At 50.3% G+C, this 16,963-nt stretch carries 13 protein-coding genes and 1 pseudogene; 6 read left to right on the top strand and 8 right to left on the bottom strand.

What is annotated here, in order from left to right:
• The first annotated feature begins 404 nt into the window (after positions 1 to 404).
• The gene (locus tag LDN30_RS14840; protein ID WP_223927023.1) at positions 405 to 1,748 is read left to right on the top strand and encodes an MATE family efflux transporter; all 1,344 of its coding nucleotides are present in this window, start codon (positions 405 to 407) and stop codon (positions 1,746 to 1,748) included.
• A gap of 215 nt (positions 1,749 to 1,963) precedes the next feature.
• On the opposite strand, the gene LDN30_RS14835 is transcribed toward LDN30_RS14840, so the two are convergent.
• The 4 genes and pseudogenes from LDN30_RS14835 to LDN30_RS14820 form a co-directional block, all read right to left on the bottom strand.
• Positions 1,964 to 4,930 (bottom strand): leucine-rich repeat domain-containing protein, encoded by a 2,967-nt coding sequence (locus LDN30_RS14835; protein WP_223927022.1) that lies wholly within the window; start codon positions 4,928 to 4,930, stop codon positions 1,964 to 1,966.
• A 120-nt stretch (positions 4,931 to 5,050) separates the two neighbouring features.
• A pseudogene (rhuM, locus tag LDN30_RS16555) lies at positions 5,051 to 5,378 on the bottom strand (RhuM family protein); the annotation flags it as partial.
• A 134-nt stretch (positions 5,379 to 5,512) separates the two neighbouring features.
• On the bottom strand, positions 5,513 to 7,105 hold the full coding sequence (locus LDN30_RS14825) for a carboxylesterase/lipase family protein (RefSeq protein WP_223927020.1): 1,593 nt from the start codon (positions 7,103 to 7,105) through the stop codon (positions 5,513 to 5,515).
• Positions 7,106 to 7,610: 505 nt separating this feature from the next.
• Positions 7,611 to 8,489 carry a DUF7281 domain-containing protein gene (locus LDN30_RS14820; protein WP_223927019.1) on the bottom strand — a complete coding sequence of 293 codons (879 nt, stop codon included), beginning with the start codon at positions 8,487 to 8,489 and terminating at the stop codon, positions 7,611 to 7,613.
• A gap of 541 nt (positions 8,490 to 9,030) precedes the next feature.
• Here LDN30_RS14820 and LDN30_RS14815 point away from each other — a divergent pair.
• Positions 9,031 to 9,459, top strand: a complete 429-nt coding sequence (locus LDN30_RS14815; RefSeq protein WP_223927018.1) for an Hsp20/alpha crystallin family protein — start codon at positions 9,031 to 9,033, stop codon at positions 9,457 to 9,459.
• A 214-nt stretch (positions 9,460 to 9,673) separates the two neighbouring features.
• Here LDN30_RS14815 and LDN30_RS14810 read toward each other — a convergent pair whose 3' ends face one another.
• Positions 9,674 to 9,973, bottom strand: a complete 300-nt coding sequence (locus LDN30_RS14810; protein WP_223927017.1) for a nitrous oxide-stimulated promoter family protein — start codon at positions 9,971 to 9,973, stop codon at positions 9,674 to 9,676.
• A gap of 167 nt (positions 9,974 to 10,140) precedes the next feature.
• Between LDN30_RS14810 and LDN30_RS14805 the strand changes: the two genes are divergently transcribed.
• The 4 genes from LDN30_RS14805 (at position 10,141) to LDN30_RS14790 (ending at position 13,841) form a co-directional block, all read left to right on the top strand.
• The gene (locus LDN30_RS14805) at positions 10,141 to 10,662 is read left to right on the top strand and encodes a low molecular weight protein-tyrosine-phosphatase (protein WP_223927016.1); all 522 of its coding nucleotides are present in this window, start codon (positions 10,141 to 10,143) and stop codon (positions 10,660 to 10,662) included.
• A complete protein-coding gene (locus LDN30_RS14800) occupies positions 10,649 to 11,629 on the top strand; it encodes an aminodeoxychorismate synthase component I (RefSeq protein ID WP_223927015.1) in 981 nt (326 codons plus the stop codon). The genes LDN30_RS14805 and LDN30_RS14800 overlap by 14 nt, the downstream gene beginning before the upstream one ends.
• Positions 11,613 to 12,200: an aminotransferase class IV family protein gene (locus LDN30_RS14795; RefSeq protein ID WP_223927014.1), complete on the top strand. Its 588-nt coding sequence runs from the start codon at positions 11,613 to 11,615 to the stop codon at positions 12,198 to 12,200. The genes LDN30_RS14800 and LDN30_RS14795 overlap by 17 nt, the downstream gene beginning before the upstream one ends.
• Positions 12,201 to 12,341: 141 nt before the next feature.
• Positions 12,342 to 13,841: a DUF3843 family protein gene (locus tag LDN30_RS14790; RefSeq protein WP_223927013.1), complete on the top strand. Its 1,500-nt coding sequence runs from the start codon at positions 12,342 to 12,344 to the stop codon at positions 13,839 to 13,841.
• Positions 13,842 to 13,965: 124 nt separating this feature from the next.
• Here the strand turns inward: LDN30_RS14790 and LDN30_RS14785 are convergent, their stop codons facing one another.
• The 3 genes from LDN30_RS14785 to LDN30_RS14775 form a co-directional block, all read right to left on the bottom strand.
• Positions 13,966 to 14,580 (bottom strand): hypothetical protein, encoded by a 615-nt coding sequence (locus LDN30_RS14785; protein ID WP_223927012.1) that lies wholly within the window; start codon positions 14,578 to 14,580, stop codon positions 13,966 to 13,968.
• Between the two features lie 30 nt (positions 14,581 to 14,610).
• Positions 14,611 to 15,105, bottom strand: a complete 495-nt coding sequence (locus LDN30_RS14780) for an RNA polymerase sigma factor (protein WP_223928297.1) — start codon at positions 15,103 to 15,105, stop codon at positions 14,611 to 14,613.
• 284 nt (positions 15,106 to 15,389) lie between these two features.
• A complete protein-coding gene (locus tag LDN30_RS14775) occupies positions 15,390 to 16,862 on the bottom strand; it encodes an alkaline phosphatase family protein (RefSeq protein ID WP_223927011.1) in 1,473 nt (490 codons plus the stop codon).
• Positions 16,863 to 16,963 lie beyond the last annotated feature (101 nt).

Genomic DNA, 16,963 nt, shown 5'->3' with positions numbered 1-16,963 from the left:
ATTCTTTTTTGTTTGTATAGCCTTCGTGGCTTTCATTTCTATAGCCTTCGTGGCTTTCATTTCTATAGCTTATATAGCAATCTTTAGCTTCTATAGCCTTCGTGGTTTTTATAGCTTTATAGTTTTCTATAGCTTTTATAGCCTCATAGCTTTCATATATAGCTTTTGTTGCTTTCTATAGTTTTTATAGTTACTATGATTTTATAGCTTCCATAGCTTCTATTGTTTTCTATAAAAAGGCCGATAATCGAAAAGATTCTTTGTACCTTTGCACTCGGTAAGAGAATTCGATTCAACCAAAAAGTAGATTGATGAAGAAATATTCAACCAAAAAGTTGATAGATGAAGAAATATCTAACAAAAAAGTAGATTGATGAAGTAATATCTAACCAATAAGTAGATTGATGAAGAAATATTTTAGCCATTATCGTGCTCTCATATCGTTGGGCACACCGCTGATCATTGGTCAGATAGGTGTTGTATTGCAGAATTTCGCTGATACACTGATGATTGGGCACCATACCACTGTTGAGCTTGCCGCGGCCTCGTTAGTGAGTAATATCTTTATTTTAGGACTGCTGATGGCCATGGGCTTTGCCCTATGTATGACCCCGCTCATCGGTAAGGCCTATGGTCAGGGCGACACCGACAGCATCGGCGCTACGGTGAAGAACGGATTGGCGGTGAACACCATGGCTGCCGTAGTTCTGATGACGGTATATACTGTTCTATATTTCTTTCTCGACAAACTCGGGCAGCCAGCCGAATTGTTGCCTTACGTTCGACCGTATTATATTATCAATCTGATTTCGATTCCTTTCGTTTGTTGGGTCAACAGCCTGAAACAGCTCTTCGACGCAACCACTGATACTAAGACTCCGATGTGGATACTCTTAGGCGGCAATGCCCTGAATATCATAGGCAACTGGATGCTAATCTATGGTCATTGTGGCTTGCCGGAGATGGGCATCACCGGCGCGGGACTCTCCACGTTATTTGCCCGTGTGACGATGTTCGTGGCTATCGCCCTCTGCTTTGCATTTTCAGCCCGCCATCGCATTGAGCGTGAGGCATTCCGGAGCTGTAGCGTGAATCGTAGCGGTATGCGCTCGCTAATAACTCTCGGAACGCCAATCAGTTTACAGATGGGCATGGAGAGCGGAGCATGGTCGTTGTGCAGTATTATCGTAGGATGGATAGGTACCAACGCCCTTGCCGGACATCAGATAATGCTGACTATCAGCCAGTTGTTCTTCCAGTTCTATTATGCACTCGCCTCGGCGGTGGCTATTCGTGTAAGTCTCTTCCATGGTCAGCACGACTATACCGCCATCCGTCGTACAGCGTGGGCGGGATGCCATCTCAACTTCATGATAGCCATTGTCGTGTCGGTACCGGTTGTCATCTTCCGCGACAGTATCGGTATGCTCTTCACCAGTTCGCCGCAGGTGGCTGCTGAGGTGGCTGGAGCCATAGTCCCGCTAATCGTCTATCAGTTCAGCGACGGTTTGCAATGCACCTTCAGCAATGCCATGCGCGGATTGGCCTATGTTCGTCCGGCAATGCTCGTGGCCTTCCTCTCCTATTTTGTCGTGTCGCTTCCATGGGCTTACGTTTTCGGTATCAGCATTGACGGAGGTCTCGTTGGTGTGTGGTTCTCGTTCCCCTTCGGACTTACCATTGCCGGCCTGCTCTATTATCATTTCTATCACCGGCGCCTCCTGCAGCTCGAAGCGAATATGGATTGAGCCGGAGATCGAAAAATGAAGGTATTCACTACCCTACCGTTATTCCGTTATTTGGCGGTGAAAAGATAAGTGAATCACAACCCTACCGTTATTCCGTCGTTCGCATAATAAAAAAATCCCGAGGTCGAGCCCCGGGATATTTTATACATTTTCAAGACGGCATAGATCGAATACTAATCCTTAATCGATTCTATAAACCGTTGTCTTACAGCTTTTTATTTCACGAGCACTTTCTGAGTCGTGCCGTCGACAGTCACGACATAAACTCCTGCCTGAACGCTGACTGCCTTGCGGCCGACTACAGTTGCGTCGAACACCTTTTTACCGCTGAGTGTGTAGATGGCGGCCTTTGTGGCGTTGGAAGCACTGACGATTATCTCCTGGCGACCGCCCTCAACGGTGACGGTAGCTGTTGTAGCCGCGTCAATAGCTGTTGCCACGGTGAACTTAACCACAACGTCGGTAGCCTTAGTTACGATGAACTTGTTGTCGGTGATGTCCTTGCCGTTGGCCTTTGCCGATGCTACCTCGTAGCCCTCTGCTGGTGTGGCCACGATGGTTACGGTAGTGTTTTTCTTCACCTTGTCACCGCTCTTCACCTCATTATTGTCGGCATCGTAGAGCTTCACATCGCCGTTCTCGGTAGGAGCAATGGTGATATAAGCCTGGTCACAGCCTGTGCCGTCGCCCTCAGTGTTCACCTTCCAGCCCTTACCTTCGGCAATATCGCTCTCGGCGTGGGCAGCGTCGTTCTCATTGGTTGCACCATTCTCTGTCACCCACAGCGTGTTGCCGGTGCCGTAAGGTGTCTCAACCTCTTTCCATTGGTTCAGCGAGTAGTATAAGTCGTTGAGCGTGCAAGCGTCCCATCCGTTACCGCCGACATATATCAGCGAAAGGTCGTACTGGTTGCTGAGGTCGAGACCGGTGAGGCGGTTGTTCTGTACGAGGAGAGATGTGAGCTTCGTGTTTTTCGACACATCGAGGGTCGTAAGCTTGTTGTTGGCTGCCGACAGCGTCTCGAGCTCAGTATTCTTCGTCACGTCGAGTGTTTCGAGGTCATTGCCGTTGACGTTCAGCTCCTTCAGCAGTGGCATACCACTGACGTCGATTGTCGAGAAAGAATTGCCCTGAAGGATGAGCTTCTCCATCTTGTCGGTAGCTCCGAAGGTCAGCTCATCGAGGTAATTGCCTTTGAGGTCGACACTTACGAGCTCTTTCTGCTGAGTGAGGTCAAGGCTCTCGAGATAGTTGCCATAAGCTACGAGCTCACGGAGTTTGGGGTTGTGGGTGACGTCGAGATTCTCGAGTTCGCTATAAGCACAGTCGAGGCTCTCGAGGTTTGGCTCATTGCTCACGTCGAGATTTGAAATTTCGTTCATATATGTCGATAGCGAGCGCAGACTGTCGTTCTTTGTAATGTCGATGGCCGAAATCTCGTTGTCGGTACCGAAACCCTCATAACTTGAGAAATCGGCGTAGGTCACCTTGCCCTTTATGGTCACTGTCGTACCGAGGGTACCGTCGTCCTTGGCGATGCTGGTCTTTCCAGTGCCAATAGTATACTCCACTGGCTGTCCGTCACCCCAGTCGACGGTCACCGTAGTGTTGTCGGCGTCGGCACCGAGGAAGTATTGCTGGTTGGCACCTTTAGGTACGGTAAGGGTTATCGATGGCTCGTCGGCGGCTACGAACACTGGTTTTACGGTTGCTGCTGCCGATACGACGAAGATAGAATCCTCGACGAGACGGCCGTCGACCATCATTCCACCGAATTTATATCCTTCAGCCGGTGTGGCGGCGACAGAGATGGGATAACCCGGTTTTACGGTTGCGCCTACGGCTGTCCAACTGCTGAAGTTGTCGGCAATCTGTGTCAGAGCCACGCTGCCGTGATCATCGTTCTCAACGGTGAGGGCCACAGGCTCCATCGATGCCGTTCCGTCGCCGGTCACGTCCACCTTATAATAGTTGTCCTCGTCCTCGGTGATAAGGTCGGTGTTGGCCGTCGATGCACCGGGAATACCACTGATCAGAACGTTTGTGCCCCATGAATCGCCATTGTGCGGGGGCATGGCAGCGAAAGTGAAGTTCAGCGTTTGAGGTGTCATCATCTTATTGTTACGGAGGTCGAGGCTCCTCAGACCGTTGTAGCCAATCTCGTCGTGCATGTCGAGGAACTCGATATTAGTGTTCTGCGCGCTGACAGTCGAGAGATAAATCTTTCCTGTGAGGTCAAGACGGGCTATGGCCGTACTGTCGATAGTCACATTGCGCAGACGTGAAAGTTTGCTGACATCGAGTTTCTTTATTCCCGTATTAGCCACGTTGAGGTCCTGAATAAGGGTATTCTCATTCAGCGACAGCTTCGTCATCGGCGTGTGATCGACGCTGAGGCTGCGCAGCTGCGGGTTATTGACGAGGTTGACTTGAGCGACAGAAGTACCCGACAGGCGCAGCACCTCGAGCTCTGGGCATCCGCTGACATCGATGTCGCTGATATCGCTGTTACCGCTGAGTTCCAGGTTGTTAAGACTTGGGTAGTAATTGCCGATGGTGATATCCATGAGCGACCCGTTCTTGATGCTCAGATAGTTGAGCTTAGGCATCGATTTCTCATAGAAATGCGTGATGTCGCAGTTGTTCATGTTGATGCTCGTCAGCACATTATCGTCAGCAAAGACAACAGTCGAAAGCGTGGGGTTGTTGTTGATAGAGAATGTCTCGAGCTGGCTGAAAGCCATGAGGTTAAGCATCTCAATGGCATTGTCGTTCAGATCGAGGGTTTGCAGACTGTCAAGCCCCGTCAAGTCTGTGGTGGCATAAGTCAGTGCGTTGTTGGAAGCACGAAGCCTCTTCAGCGTTTTTTGAGCCGTGAATGACAGAGACGTGACGGAGTCGCCTGTAATCTCGAGACTCTTCAGTGCACCGTAGATGCGCACCGTGTCGCCGACGAGCTTTCCGCGCACGTTCGACAGTGTGCCCCAAGCCGTCTTTGTCGATTGTTTAACCTTTGTGCCGTCACCGTAGTCGACGACGATGCTGTCACCGTCGACGGGTTCTGCACTGAGAGTGAACTGCTTGCCATAGGATAGGCCGGTCCCGACTTTCACCATGCTCTCCTGAGCCGACGAGGCCAGCAGAGGCATTAGAAAGGCGAGAAGAAGTAGTGCTTTTCTCATAAATAATGTTGTATTGATGTGAAAATAAAAAAATAGTTGATGAAGTAAATATTAAATTGGCCGCAAAGTTACTACTTTTTTCTCGTTCTGTGAAAGAAAACCTCAACTAAGATTGAAATTATATTCCCTCAGCACCTTTGTTGCCCACTGACGGAACTTCGTGGCTTTGATGGAGTTGACACGGTAGCCGACGGAGATGATGGCATCGAGAGAGTAAAATTCGACTTGAGACTTTTGAGTTTTGCTCTTGATGGCTCCATGCTGAGTGGCTATTTCCATTTTGGAAACAACCACTTCTTTTTGCAATTCTCCTTCTTCAATTTTTTTTTTTCAGATGTTTACTGATAGCGGGAATTCCCACCCCGAACAGCTGTGCCATTGCTTTTTGGGTACACCATATCGTATTGTCTTTGACGATGACCTGCACCTTGCCCTGTTTATCGGGCATACCTGTAAGATTCTCAGTGCCAGAGAATTCCGCATATCTCGCAGACTCCGCAAATTTAACAACGGACAAGCGGCACCCTGCAAGCGGGATCATTAACGCTTGTCCGTTGTAGTGGTTAATCTGCCTGGGGAATCTTATTTGCCGTTGCAAACGAGGCGGAGGATGGTCTTGTTGCGCTGCTCTCGCTTGGCATCACGACTGACGAAACTGTTGACATCGAGCTGGAGAATTGGCTCCACGGCCTCACCATTAGTCTGAGGCCATTCGACGAGACCGAGACCATTGGGGTTGCCGGTCTTGATGAAGTTGGCATAGTAGTTGATAAACTGGTCCGAAACCCAGTAATCTTCTGGCTGCCAATCGTATACGCGGTTGGTGGGCAGTGTGCCCATAGCATACTCGATGTCGGCTGAATGAACCGCGCCCTTTGCCCGTGGAACAGCCGGCTGAGCGTCACTGGCGTCCTGCACACCGCCAGCGAGTCCGGCCACCTTCCCCTTGACAGCCATTGCTGGCCGCGGATGGCAATAACGGTAGCGGTAGACGGGCTGCTGTCCTGTCAGCGCATGGATGTATCCCCACCGCCATGTGGAGAAATCGAGGAAGAGATCCGATGCCAAGTCGATGCCCGGACGCCCCTGCAAATCGGCATCGGTCTGAATGCCATAGAGCGGGAAGATGGAGTCGGCATCGGCACCAAAGGCCTGACGCGCCATAGCTTTGGCCTCGTCGACGGTCTTCACGAACATAGTCATCTCCTGGTTGTTGCCGCCCAAGAGCAGCGGCACATGAGCCTGACGACCCTCGTCGAAGGTCGTGGCGGGCTGTTCGGTGAAGAAGCGTCCGTCGACGCATGGGGTGGGCATATTGCTGTAGTGCACCTTCTTCATCAGTTCCTCAGCCGGCATGGCGCGTAGCTCCTTGAGGTTGCGGCATCCGGCTCGGGTCATAATCTTCCGTCCTTCGTCCTCGGCCTCCTTCAGCGTCGGTACGGGGCGCAGTCCCAAAATCGAACCACTGGAGCCTATGGCCTGCGCAAAGAGGCCTTTGCTCATCGGCGATGCCATCAGCGCGCTCACCGACACCGACCCCGCCGACTCACCGGCGATGGTTATGCGCTGGGGGTCGCCACCGAAAGCTTCGATATTTGCCTTCACCCAACGGATGGCCGCTGCCTGGTCCATGAGACCATAGTTGCCGCTGCCGGCACCGCTCTCCTTCGACAGCTCGCGCAGACTGAAGAATCCGAAGATGCCCTCACGGTAGTTGGCTGTGACGGCTATGACTCCCTTGCGCGCCAGTGCTTGTCCGGCATATCGCGGCTCGCTGCCACTGCCGGCTATCAGTCCGCCGCCGTTGAAGTATATGAGCACGGGCAGCTTCTCCTTCATCGTCTTGGCCGGTGTCCAGATGTTGAGATACAGACAGTCTTCACTCATCTTCTTCGTTCCGAAATTCATGTCACCGAAAACCCGCTCCTGCATCGGGTTGGGACCAAACTTTGTGGCATCCCTTACACCCTGCCAACAAGCCACCGGCTGTGGCTCGCGCCAACGGAGATTGCCTACTGGTGGAGCGGCAAAGGGCACTCCCTTGAAAATCTTCACACCCGACGAGTCGGTACCGGCAAGGATGCCCTCGGCAACTTTCACGTTGACCTGAGTCTGACTGCTCACACCTAAGGCCACAAACAGTGCGGCCAATGAGATTAGGATTCTTTTCTTCATGATCAATAGTGGTTTAGTTATGCCACAAAATTACAAAATACTTTTCTTTCCTCCAACAGATAAACCAATTATTCGCGTCGTCAGGCCAATTTTCCCCCTTGCAACAACTCCGTCAGCGTCACGATTCCACATTCATGGCGCACAGGGTATCTGATGATGTCATAACGATGGTTCTGCGTTCGGCTTTTGTATAATGTTATTTTGTGAAATATATTTACACTGTTCAGATACATGCCATTTCGCATTGCAATTTGGGCCGTTTGACAATGCGAAACGGACTGTTTTGGAGCCTGAAACGGACCTCGTTGTAACGTGAAATGGCATGTATTGGCAAGTCGCTGAGTATCAGTGGGGTAACCGGAATGAAATAAAATGTGTTTTAGTTTGAATTATTTTTACGTTTTGTCTGATTCGCTGAAGGATGGATTACTTCCTCTCCTCTGCTCCACTGCTGCTTCTCCTTTGCTCCCCTACTTCTCCTTTGCTCCCCTACCGCCTGCGGCTGCTATTCATCTTGCGGTTTGACGCAGAATCCCTCCTGATCGTAGCCGCGGTGATGGCGGTGGATGCAGTCGATGAGCTCCTGCAGACGCGGGTCGTCGGTGTCGAGACTCTTGATTGTTGGCAACTGGAGGTCGTAGCGCTCCCTGCTGCCACTGATTATTCGCTCGTCGTAGTCGGTGGGGATGAGGAACGTCGCGCGCGGCCCCAAATAGCGCTGAAATTCAGTGAGGAAGATGCGTATTCCCGCAAGGTCGAGGTCGCCGAAGTGGACGTAGTCGTTGGTTATCGTCGTGAGCCATTTGACGAGGTCGTGGCTTCCGTTCTGCGGATAGCGCGACACGAAGAGGAGGCGCCTTCCGGGGTATAGGCTGTCGAAGAGCCATTTCTGCCATTTTATCCGTCTGAAATTTTCACTGTTCTCGATGCCGATGATGAGTGTGTCGGCAGGGACGGCGAATTGTTCGTAGTCGTAGATGAAGATGTAGCTGCCTTCGGGTGGCGACAGCGTTATCGGCTCCCCGTTAAGTGTCGCTGTCAGAGGCTCATAGGTGTTGACGAGGAATCCCTTCATCACCCGCCGCCTGACGAACTTGCTGTCGCCGGTGAGCTGCACCTGCGTGGAGCGTGAGGCCTCGTTGTCCTCGAGAATCTCCAACGCCTTCTCCAGGTCACAAATCTGATATTTACTGGCCAGGTAGTCGACGAAGAGCTTCTTGTCGGTGCAGCGGTATGTCTGGCGGCTGCCGTGGGTGATGGCTGTGAGCACACCGTCGGCGACCATCTCGTCGATTTCCTTGAACGAACGCATTTTGCTCGCCGGCACATTGTTGCCGTCGGCAAGGAGGATGAACGACCTTATTATTCCTTTTGTTACCTTCATATCGACTCTGTCATTAGTTTCCGTTTCGGCTCTTGTCGAATATCGCGGGTAAAGTTACAAAAAAATAATTTATATTCCATCATTTATAACAATTTTTTTATTTCATATTCCTTTCACGTTCAATTATCTCTCCTCTTTTAGCCCGACAAAAAGACAGGAAAACGCCCATTGGGGGACGATTACTATACATTATTATAATATAAGGGCGGCCCCCTACCCTACTTGCTCCCGGCCTACTGTGATTCAAGCCCTCATGCTGATGAGTTGTACCCAACTTGTTCCCAACTTACAGAGATTCAATCGGAAAAATGCGGTATTATTGTCGACGCAATGGTATCCTATTGTGCCAAAACTGTCACCAAAATGTAAAATTTTTAAGCATTGCTGACAACTATGGCACGATTTGTCATCATCTTCCTTTAGGCACGCATATTGCACTCTTGACGGTGAAGTTCAGAGGTTGGACGAGGGCAACGAAAGGAGTCGGAGGACGACCGAAGAACAGATAACGAATTAATTGATAATTAGGAGGTTTTGTATTATGTTGTATCCAGTTTTAAGAGACATGAACAATTGGCTTGACAATGATTTTGATGACATGCTTGACACAAGTTGGATGCCGCGCGTAAACGTTACAGCACCTGCTATCAATGTCAAGGAAAACGATAAGGCTTACGAAGTTGAGCTTGCAGCCCCTGGCACCACCAAGGATGATTTCAAGGTGAACGTCGACAAGGACGGATGTCTGACCATCAAGATGGAGCACAAGGACGAGAATAAGGACGAGAACAAGAAGGAGCACTATCTGCGCCGCGAGTTCTCATACAGCAATTACGAGCAGGCTCTGACGCTGCCTGACGATGTCGAGAAAGACAAGATTGAGGCTAAAGTTACTGACGGTGTGCTTCACATCATGCTTCCTCGCACTGGCAAGGCAGAGAAAGAGACAAAGAAGATTCAAGTCGCTTAACCGATTTTGGTTCTGTACAAAAATAGGGGGATTGCTCTTCGTGGGCAGTCCCCCTTTTACAATATATACTGGAGCGTTCCAGCCATGGACATCCTAAACTTGCCATTTCTTTTTTATCAAGGACCTGAAAATCAGAGAATTTTCTGTGGCATGGCGAATCGAAAAGAAATGGATTAGCTAAGCAGTTCTCTTCCTGACAGTTACAATCAGTCGCCTACTTGCCGAAGAGATGGAGGATTGCAGCTTTAGGCGAATAGAAAAGCATACGCGGACCGGCCCAGCGCATGACACGGCTGATAGCCTCACGCTCCTTTGGGGCATAGCAGTGGACAGGGCAGTTCTTGCACGCGCCCTTCTCCTCACCGAAACGGCAATGGTCGAGACGGCGGCAGGCATAGTCGATGAGATGGGAGTACTCCTCCGGGATGGTATCGGTCTTGAGATGGCGGCGGCAATAGAGTTCAACCATCTCTCGCACAATCTTCTTACTCTGTTCTATCTTGCTATTCTTCATCTTCAATTTATCTTTTCGCAAGACAAAGATAGCAATAAAATTCCGAAAAGAAGCAGGTGGAGAACAATTATTAACTTCCGGATGTATTTTTAAGAGACAACACACGTAGTAAGGAAATAATTTCATACCTTTGCGCAAGTAAAGACTATAAGGCATAAAACTGAATCATGACGCGACAAAATCAAGACAAGGAAAAGATATCACTGTTGTTCATCTGTTTAGGCAACATTTGCCGTTCACCGGCAGCCCACGCCATCATGCAGCGCGATGTCGACGATGCTGGTCTCACCGACCGCTTCTCTATCGACTCAGCAGGCATCGGGCCATGGCACGTGGGCAGTCTTCCCGACCGACGAATGCGGCAGCACGGAGCTCGGCGGGGTCTCGATGTCAGCCACATTGCACGGCAGTTCGATGCTGGTCGTGACTTCCGCTCGTTCGACTACATCGTGGTCATGGACGACGACAACTACCGCACCATCACGAAGATGGCTACCACCGACGCCGACCGCAGGAAAGTCATAAAGATGGCCGACTACCTGAAAGACCATCACGGTGCGCAGTCGGTTCCCGACCCGTACTATGGCGACGGTGCCGACTTCGAGCTGGCACTGGACTTGATTGAGGACGGATGCAGCCATCTGCTGCAAGCGATAAACGGGAAGGAGGATAATCTTGCAATGGATTGACGGCGACACGGCACGCACAAGGCTCAACCAGTGGGGCAGCGGCGATCGTCCGTTCTTCTTCCTCACCGACTACGCACATCAGAGATGGCTCGTTGAGGATGCCGACAGCCTGCCACAGGAAGAGATTCTCATAGCTTTCCCATCGTTCAGCAACATCAACCACGAGGCGACGGAACCGGCCCCATTCACGTGGCAGCCTCATCCTATTACGGCCGACGAATACCGTAAGAAGTTTGAAATAATCCACCGCAACATGCTCGCCGGCAACAGCTATCTGGCCAACCTCACCTGCCGCATACCATTGGAGACCAGTCTCACGCTGCGCGACATCTTCATGAGGGCCCGTGCCCGCTATCGCCTGTGGATAAAGGATGAGCTTGTATGTTTCTCGCCCGAGAGTTTCGTCCGCATCGACAACGGCACCATCAGCAGCTACCCCATGAAAGGAACCATCAGCTGCAGTGTGCCACATGCCGGGCAGACGCTCCTCGACGACCGCAAGGAGGCCGCCGAGCATGCCACCATCGTCGACCTCATACGCAACGACCTCAGCCGCGTGGCAAACCATGTGACCGTCAGTCGCTACCGCTACGTGGAACGTCTGGAGACTTGCAATGGAGCTATACTGCAAACGAGTTCGGAAATAACCGGACAACTGTCGGCCGACTACCGCCGGCACATCGGCGACATACTCATGGCGCAGTTGCCGGCAGGATCGATAACGGGGGCCCCGAAGAAGAAAACCGTCGAGATTATCCGTGAGGCCGAGGGCTACGACCGGGGGTTCTACACCGGTGTGGCGGGCATCTGCTGTCGGGGTCAGGTGGACAGTTGCGTGCTTATAAGATTCATCGACAACGAAAACGGAAAACTGTTCTTTAAGGCCGGCGGCGGCATCACGGCTATGAGCGACTGGCAGAAAGAATATCAGGAAATAAAGGAAAAGACTTATGTACCCTTTTGTTGAGACTGTAAGGATTGAGGATGGCATGATGCAAAACATCAGTTACCACCAGCAGCGGATGGAACGGACCATGAAACGTTTCTTTCCCGATACCAGGGTGCCCTCGCTTGCCGAGGTCCTTAACGGACGACAGTGGCCAGTCGACAAGATCTGGAAGGTGCATATAGAATACGACGGGGGCGGTATCAGCTGCATCAGGGCTGATGAATATCACATTCGCAATATCAGAAGATTGCGCCTCGTGACGTGCAACGACATCGACTACGAGTATAAAAGTGCTGACCGACAGCAACTTGAAGCACTGAGAGCCATGAAAGGCGATGCCGATGAGGTGGTCATCGTCAGGGACGGACTCATCACCGACACATCCTATTCCAACATCGCGCTCTTCGACGGCCATCGGTGGGTGACGCCCCGGCATCCTTTGCTCTGCGGAACGATGCGGCAGTCGCTGCTCGATGCAGGGCTATTGGAGGAACGCGACGTAAGGGCGAACGAATGGAACAGCTACGAAAAGGTGAGCCTCATCAATGCCATGATGCCCTTGGGATGCCTTGTTTGCTGCACCGATTAACGCGGAAAGTCGACGGATTGGCACAAAGTGATGAATTTTCGGCAAACGGAATTCAATCTTGAACTTTCGTTCCCATCATCTTGCACAATAGGAAGAATCTTATTATTTTTGCAGCTCAAAACCCACAAAAAACCAAAAACGATGAAAGGAATAATCACAGCCAAAGAACTCCGAATGGCACGTCCGTTTGATACCGTCTGTGCCACCGACACTTACTATACCCGATTTGCAAACCGGCTCAACAATAAATTACTCGGATTTGTCGATAAAAATGGTGCCAATAAAACATTCATCCACCGGTTAGCCCTGAGACTGACTCTATATCTTGAGGATATCGTAGCCGACATGGGCGTATGGCACTCGTTCTCCGACCTCTGCATGAAACTCTACGGCTATCCGGTACCAATGTATCACAGCGACGAGGAGTACTATCCCGATGAGCCCAGCTTTGATGCCGTGAGATACCTGATATGGGATGTTTCCAGCGATCTGGCATCGGACCAAATATTCGACGCCGACACCTTTTTGGCAGACTTAGCCGAAGAAGCCTTCGCGATGGTCGACGCAGCCTTCGAGGATGCTCCCATCAATGAGGAGGGAAAGAAACAGATAGAATCTATCATCGAGTATGCCGGCGAAGGATTCAACGAATTGCGCGAGAGTCTCAACTGGATTATCTTCGGATGCTATATCACTGCAGGAGAACGTGTCAGCGAGATGATAAGAACGGAAATAAGCGCATTGCCGGAGAAAGGCCCGTTAAAGGGTATGACCAGTTCGATGAAAGAATACTTTGTCATTTCAAGTACAAAGTTCTTCAATAATATCGGACCATTGGCTCTGAAACCATACGAATGGTTAGGGCAGTTGGCCACGACGACGGGCCACGACAATATTGCCGACATGATAAGCGAAATAGAGACCATTAAACCTGACACTTATAAGTATACTCCTACTGACGACGACCCCCTGACGTTGGAGAATCTCCACGGCAAGGTCATAAAGGTATCGCGTGAGGAACTCAATATGGACGACAGGATAATTAAGAGCCATAACGGTCTCATTGCTTCTTTTGTCTTTTTCAAAGGCGAATGGCGGCTAAACGGAGTGCTGATGCCTCTGCAATTATCTGACGGTCAGTTTGAAGATATCAAAAAGGACCAGCCCGACTATCTTGAGCCAGGGCAGAAACTCATGACGGCGGAGATGATTCTCGAAAAGATTGGAGGGCACCGACTTGTATACTTTAAGGATGCCGAAGAAATGACAGACTACCTTCATGAGAAGCTAAATTATTCCAAAGACGAGATAAAAGGCAGTTCCATCGCCGATATGGAGATGCCTTGCATGTTCATCGACACCGAAGACAATAAAGACCCGCAGTTCTTCGCACAGAACATTGAGGAGTACATTAAGGCCCCGGACAATCCTTACTACGATGCCGACGATGCGAAGGCAAGCGGCATCAGCCTGCTTTGGGACCCGACATCAGCCTCAACTAACATGGTTAACTACCTCATCGACAACGAGTTGCTCCCCGACATAGAGAATCATTTCGTATTCAGTCAGAAGTGTACCCACAAGCAACGGTTAGCTGACATGAACTTCTTCATGCGCTTCAGCAGAATGGACAAATACTAAACTGGCGGATGCCAATGTCAGCACAACCGACTGATAATGAACCCATAACAGCTGCATGGAACGACACCGAGCGTTTCCATGCAGCTATTTGGAAAAACGACTGATCTTTGAGAGTGAAGAGATTTCAGTCGTCTTTCGCCGCTACAAGGTCATTAATCTGGTCTAAAACCTGCTTGAATGTCCGTTGCTGACTACGAAAAATCTTAACCGCATATATTATACCGACGACAAGACCTACGCAACTGCCAATGAGACCTCCCCAGGCGGCGCTCGTAAGAATCTCACTCTGGAAGTCGATATTTTGGTAAAAGTCGACGAGAAACCATATAAACAGCACGAATGTCAACGGCATAGTGACCATCATCTCTATAGAGCTCAACCGCAGGGCGCGTTGCAGGCGTAACGCCGTGGGAACAAGATCGTCGGCCATGAACTCCTCTTCTTTTATACGATAAACACGGTGGTCAAAGATCATGGCAGCAATACAGACCACGCATATTGCAAGAACCGGTCCCCATGACAGATTGAAAACTCCTGCGAAAATGGGGTAGCATACGAGTACTATCGGCAGGAGGACATTCGACTGGAGGTTGAGATAACGGTTGATACTGGAATAGTTGTTCTTCATCGACTCACGAAGAAGCCGATCGTTAATGATTGTTTCCTTATCGAGTTTCGCCTGTAGAATTGCCATCTGACGGCGCATTTCTTCGAGGATGTTATTTTCTTGTGTATTCATAACTGTGTAGTTTTTAATCTGTTACGCGTATTATTCACGGTTATCGCCACTCATCGCCTTGAGCTGTTCCTTGATACGGAAAAGTCTTACCGAGACATTTTTGGTAGAGATTCCTACTATTTGCCCTATCTCATCGTAGCTCATATTCTCGAGCCACAATAATACAATGGCACGATCGAAAGGGCCGAGACGGGCAATCCTACTGCGGAGCATCTGCACTTGCCGCGTATCGGCATCACTGTCCTCAAAGAGGTTGATGTCCATCGTCAGAGGAACGGTTTTGCGCCGTCGCTTTTTACGGTCGAGCGAGATGCATGTGTTCAGGCTCACGCGATATACCCAAGTGCGGGGACTGCTCCTGCCCTTGAAGCCCTTGAAACCCTTCCATAGATTGATAATCACTTCCTCAAAGAGGTCGGCAACCTCATCTTCATCCTTGGAGAACATATAGCAAACCGTGTAGATGGTGCTCTTCTGTTCTCCGACGAACCGGGCAAACTCTTGTTTTGTTTGTTCTGATACCATCATTGTCGTTGATTTGATTTTCTCATTAGACGCTTATTCTTCCGAAAAACTACAGAAAAACGGAAGAATTTTTCCTATCATCTTCGTTCCGCGAACGATTTCATAAAATTGACCCATGAACAACGAGTGACAAAGGCGAAGTAACTAAATTCTATATTACAACAAAGGCTCTCGCCACCATTTCCGTAGTGGCGGGAACCTATGAACGAAAGAAATCCATAAAGGACAGAATCGTTACTATGCATATAACCGTTTCTCATTGAGAAGCTGAGTTCTCAGCCGTCTCATCGCGCCGGTGTGCCTATGGCAGCATCAGGCATCTGGATGTGAAGCATAGCACAAATGGTCGGCGCTATATCGGTGATATTCAGAGGCTTGGTACTCTCGCCATGTTCTACATTCCATCCATAGAGGATGAACGGGATATGAACATCGTAGGCCATGGGCTGTCCATGCTGCGTACCGCGATAAGTTGGCGACACCTCAGCACCGAAAACTTGTGGACGCGTCACTACGGTGATATCGCCGGAGCGTCCGGGAAAGATTCCATTTACGAGCCGCGACTTTATTGGTTCAGGGACCGTCGACTCCATAATCTTGTTGTTGTCGACAACCCATAAGAACTGCTTGTCCTTGCGGAGGATAGCGATGGCGGCATCAACGACTTTCTGCTTGTCGGCCGGAGCATAGGCTTTGTCGTTGAAGTAGAAGTGGTAATTGTCCTCACCAAGGACGGGATTGGCCGTCAGCTGAGGGAATTTCTCACGCAAGCCCTTATTGAGTTCGGCCACCGACTTGTCGTAATCCCAACCGTCAGCGGGAATGCGGTGCTGCTTGAGGAAGTTGTAGTTGTGCGAAGCCCCGTGGTCAGCGGTGAGGAAGAGAAGGTAGTTGCCCTTTCCGACCTTCTCGTCAAGGTAGTTGAGGAATCCGGCAAGATCATGGTCGAGACGCATGAATACGCTCTTATTCTCCTGTCCGCGGGTTGAATACTTATGTGCAATGGCATCTGTCGACGATATGCTGACAGTGAGCATATCGGTCTGACCATCAGTCTGGCCGAGACGCTCATTGTCGACGGCAGCCTCAGCCATCTTAAACGTCATCGTCACGCCCTCATCATTAGTCTTGATATTGAAGTTTGGTTTCGTATGGTTGGCTTTATTGAAATCTTTAACCCATTGCGGTAAGTCGTTCATATAGAACGTACTGGAGACGAAATGTCCGGCTGAAGTGCCCCACCAGTATGCAGCATCGGCACTATGACCGGCAGGGAGGATGGCGGCACGGTCCTTGAGAGCCACACCGATGACTTTCGACCGGAAGTCGGTGGCCAGATGGAGCTCGTCGCCAATCGTCGTACCGAGCATCCGGCGCGGGCTCATCTGTCCCTCAGCACTGTTGGAGCCAACGCTTCTCACCGTGGTATCTGTGCAGCAATAAACGTTCTTGCCATTCTCCCAGAACCAGTTGCCGGCGATTCCGTTCAGTGCAGGCACCGAACCAGTGTAGATGCTCGCATGCCCCACGGCAGTAACTGCGGGCGAATAGTTTATCTGCGTGTTCTCATAAGAGAAGCCTTCGCTAAGCAACCGTCGCAGGCCGCCGGTGCCATAGTCGTTGTAGTAATAGTAAAGATAATCCCACCGCATCTGGTCGACGACAATGCCCACAACCAGTTTCGGACGTGACACCTGCGCTCCGCAGGGCAGCAGGGCAAGCAGCATGATGGCTAAAGCCAAAAATTGTTTCTTCATGACAATACAAATAATTAATATTGTTTACCTAAATATGATTGCGTTTTTAACCGTGGATTTACCCACATCGTACATTGAATTTTATAAAGTGTGACAAAGGT

Origin of the sequence: Prevotella lacticifex (assembly GCF_019973375.1) — a bacterium.
Classification (GTDB): domain Bacteria; phylum Bacteroidota; class Bacteroidia; order Bacteroidales; family Bacteroidaceae; genus Prevotella; species Prevotella lacticifex.
This window is presented reverse-complemented; position numbering and strand designations above follow the sequence as displayed.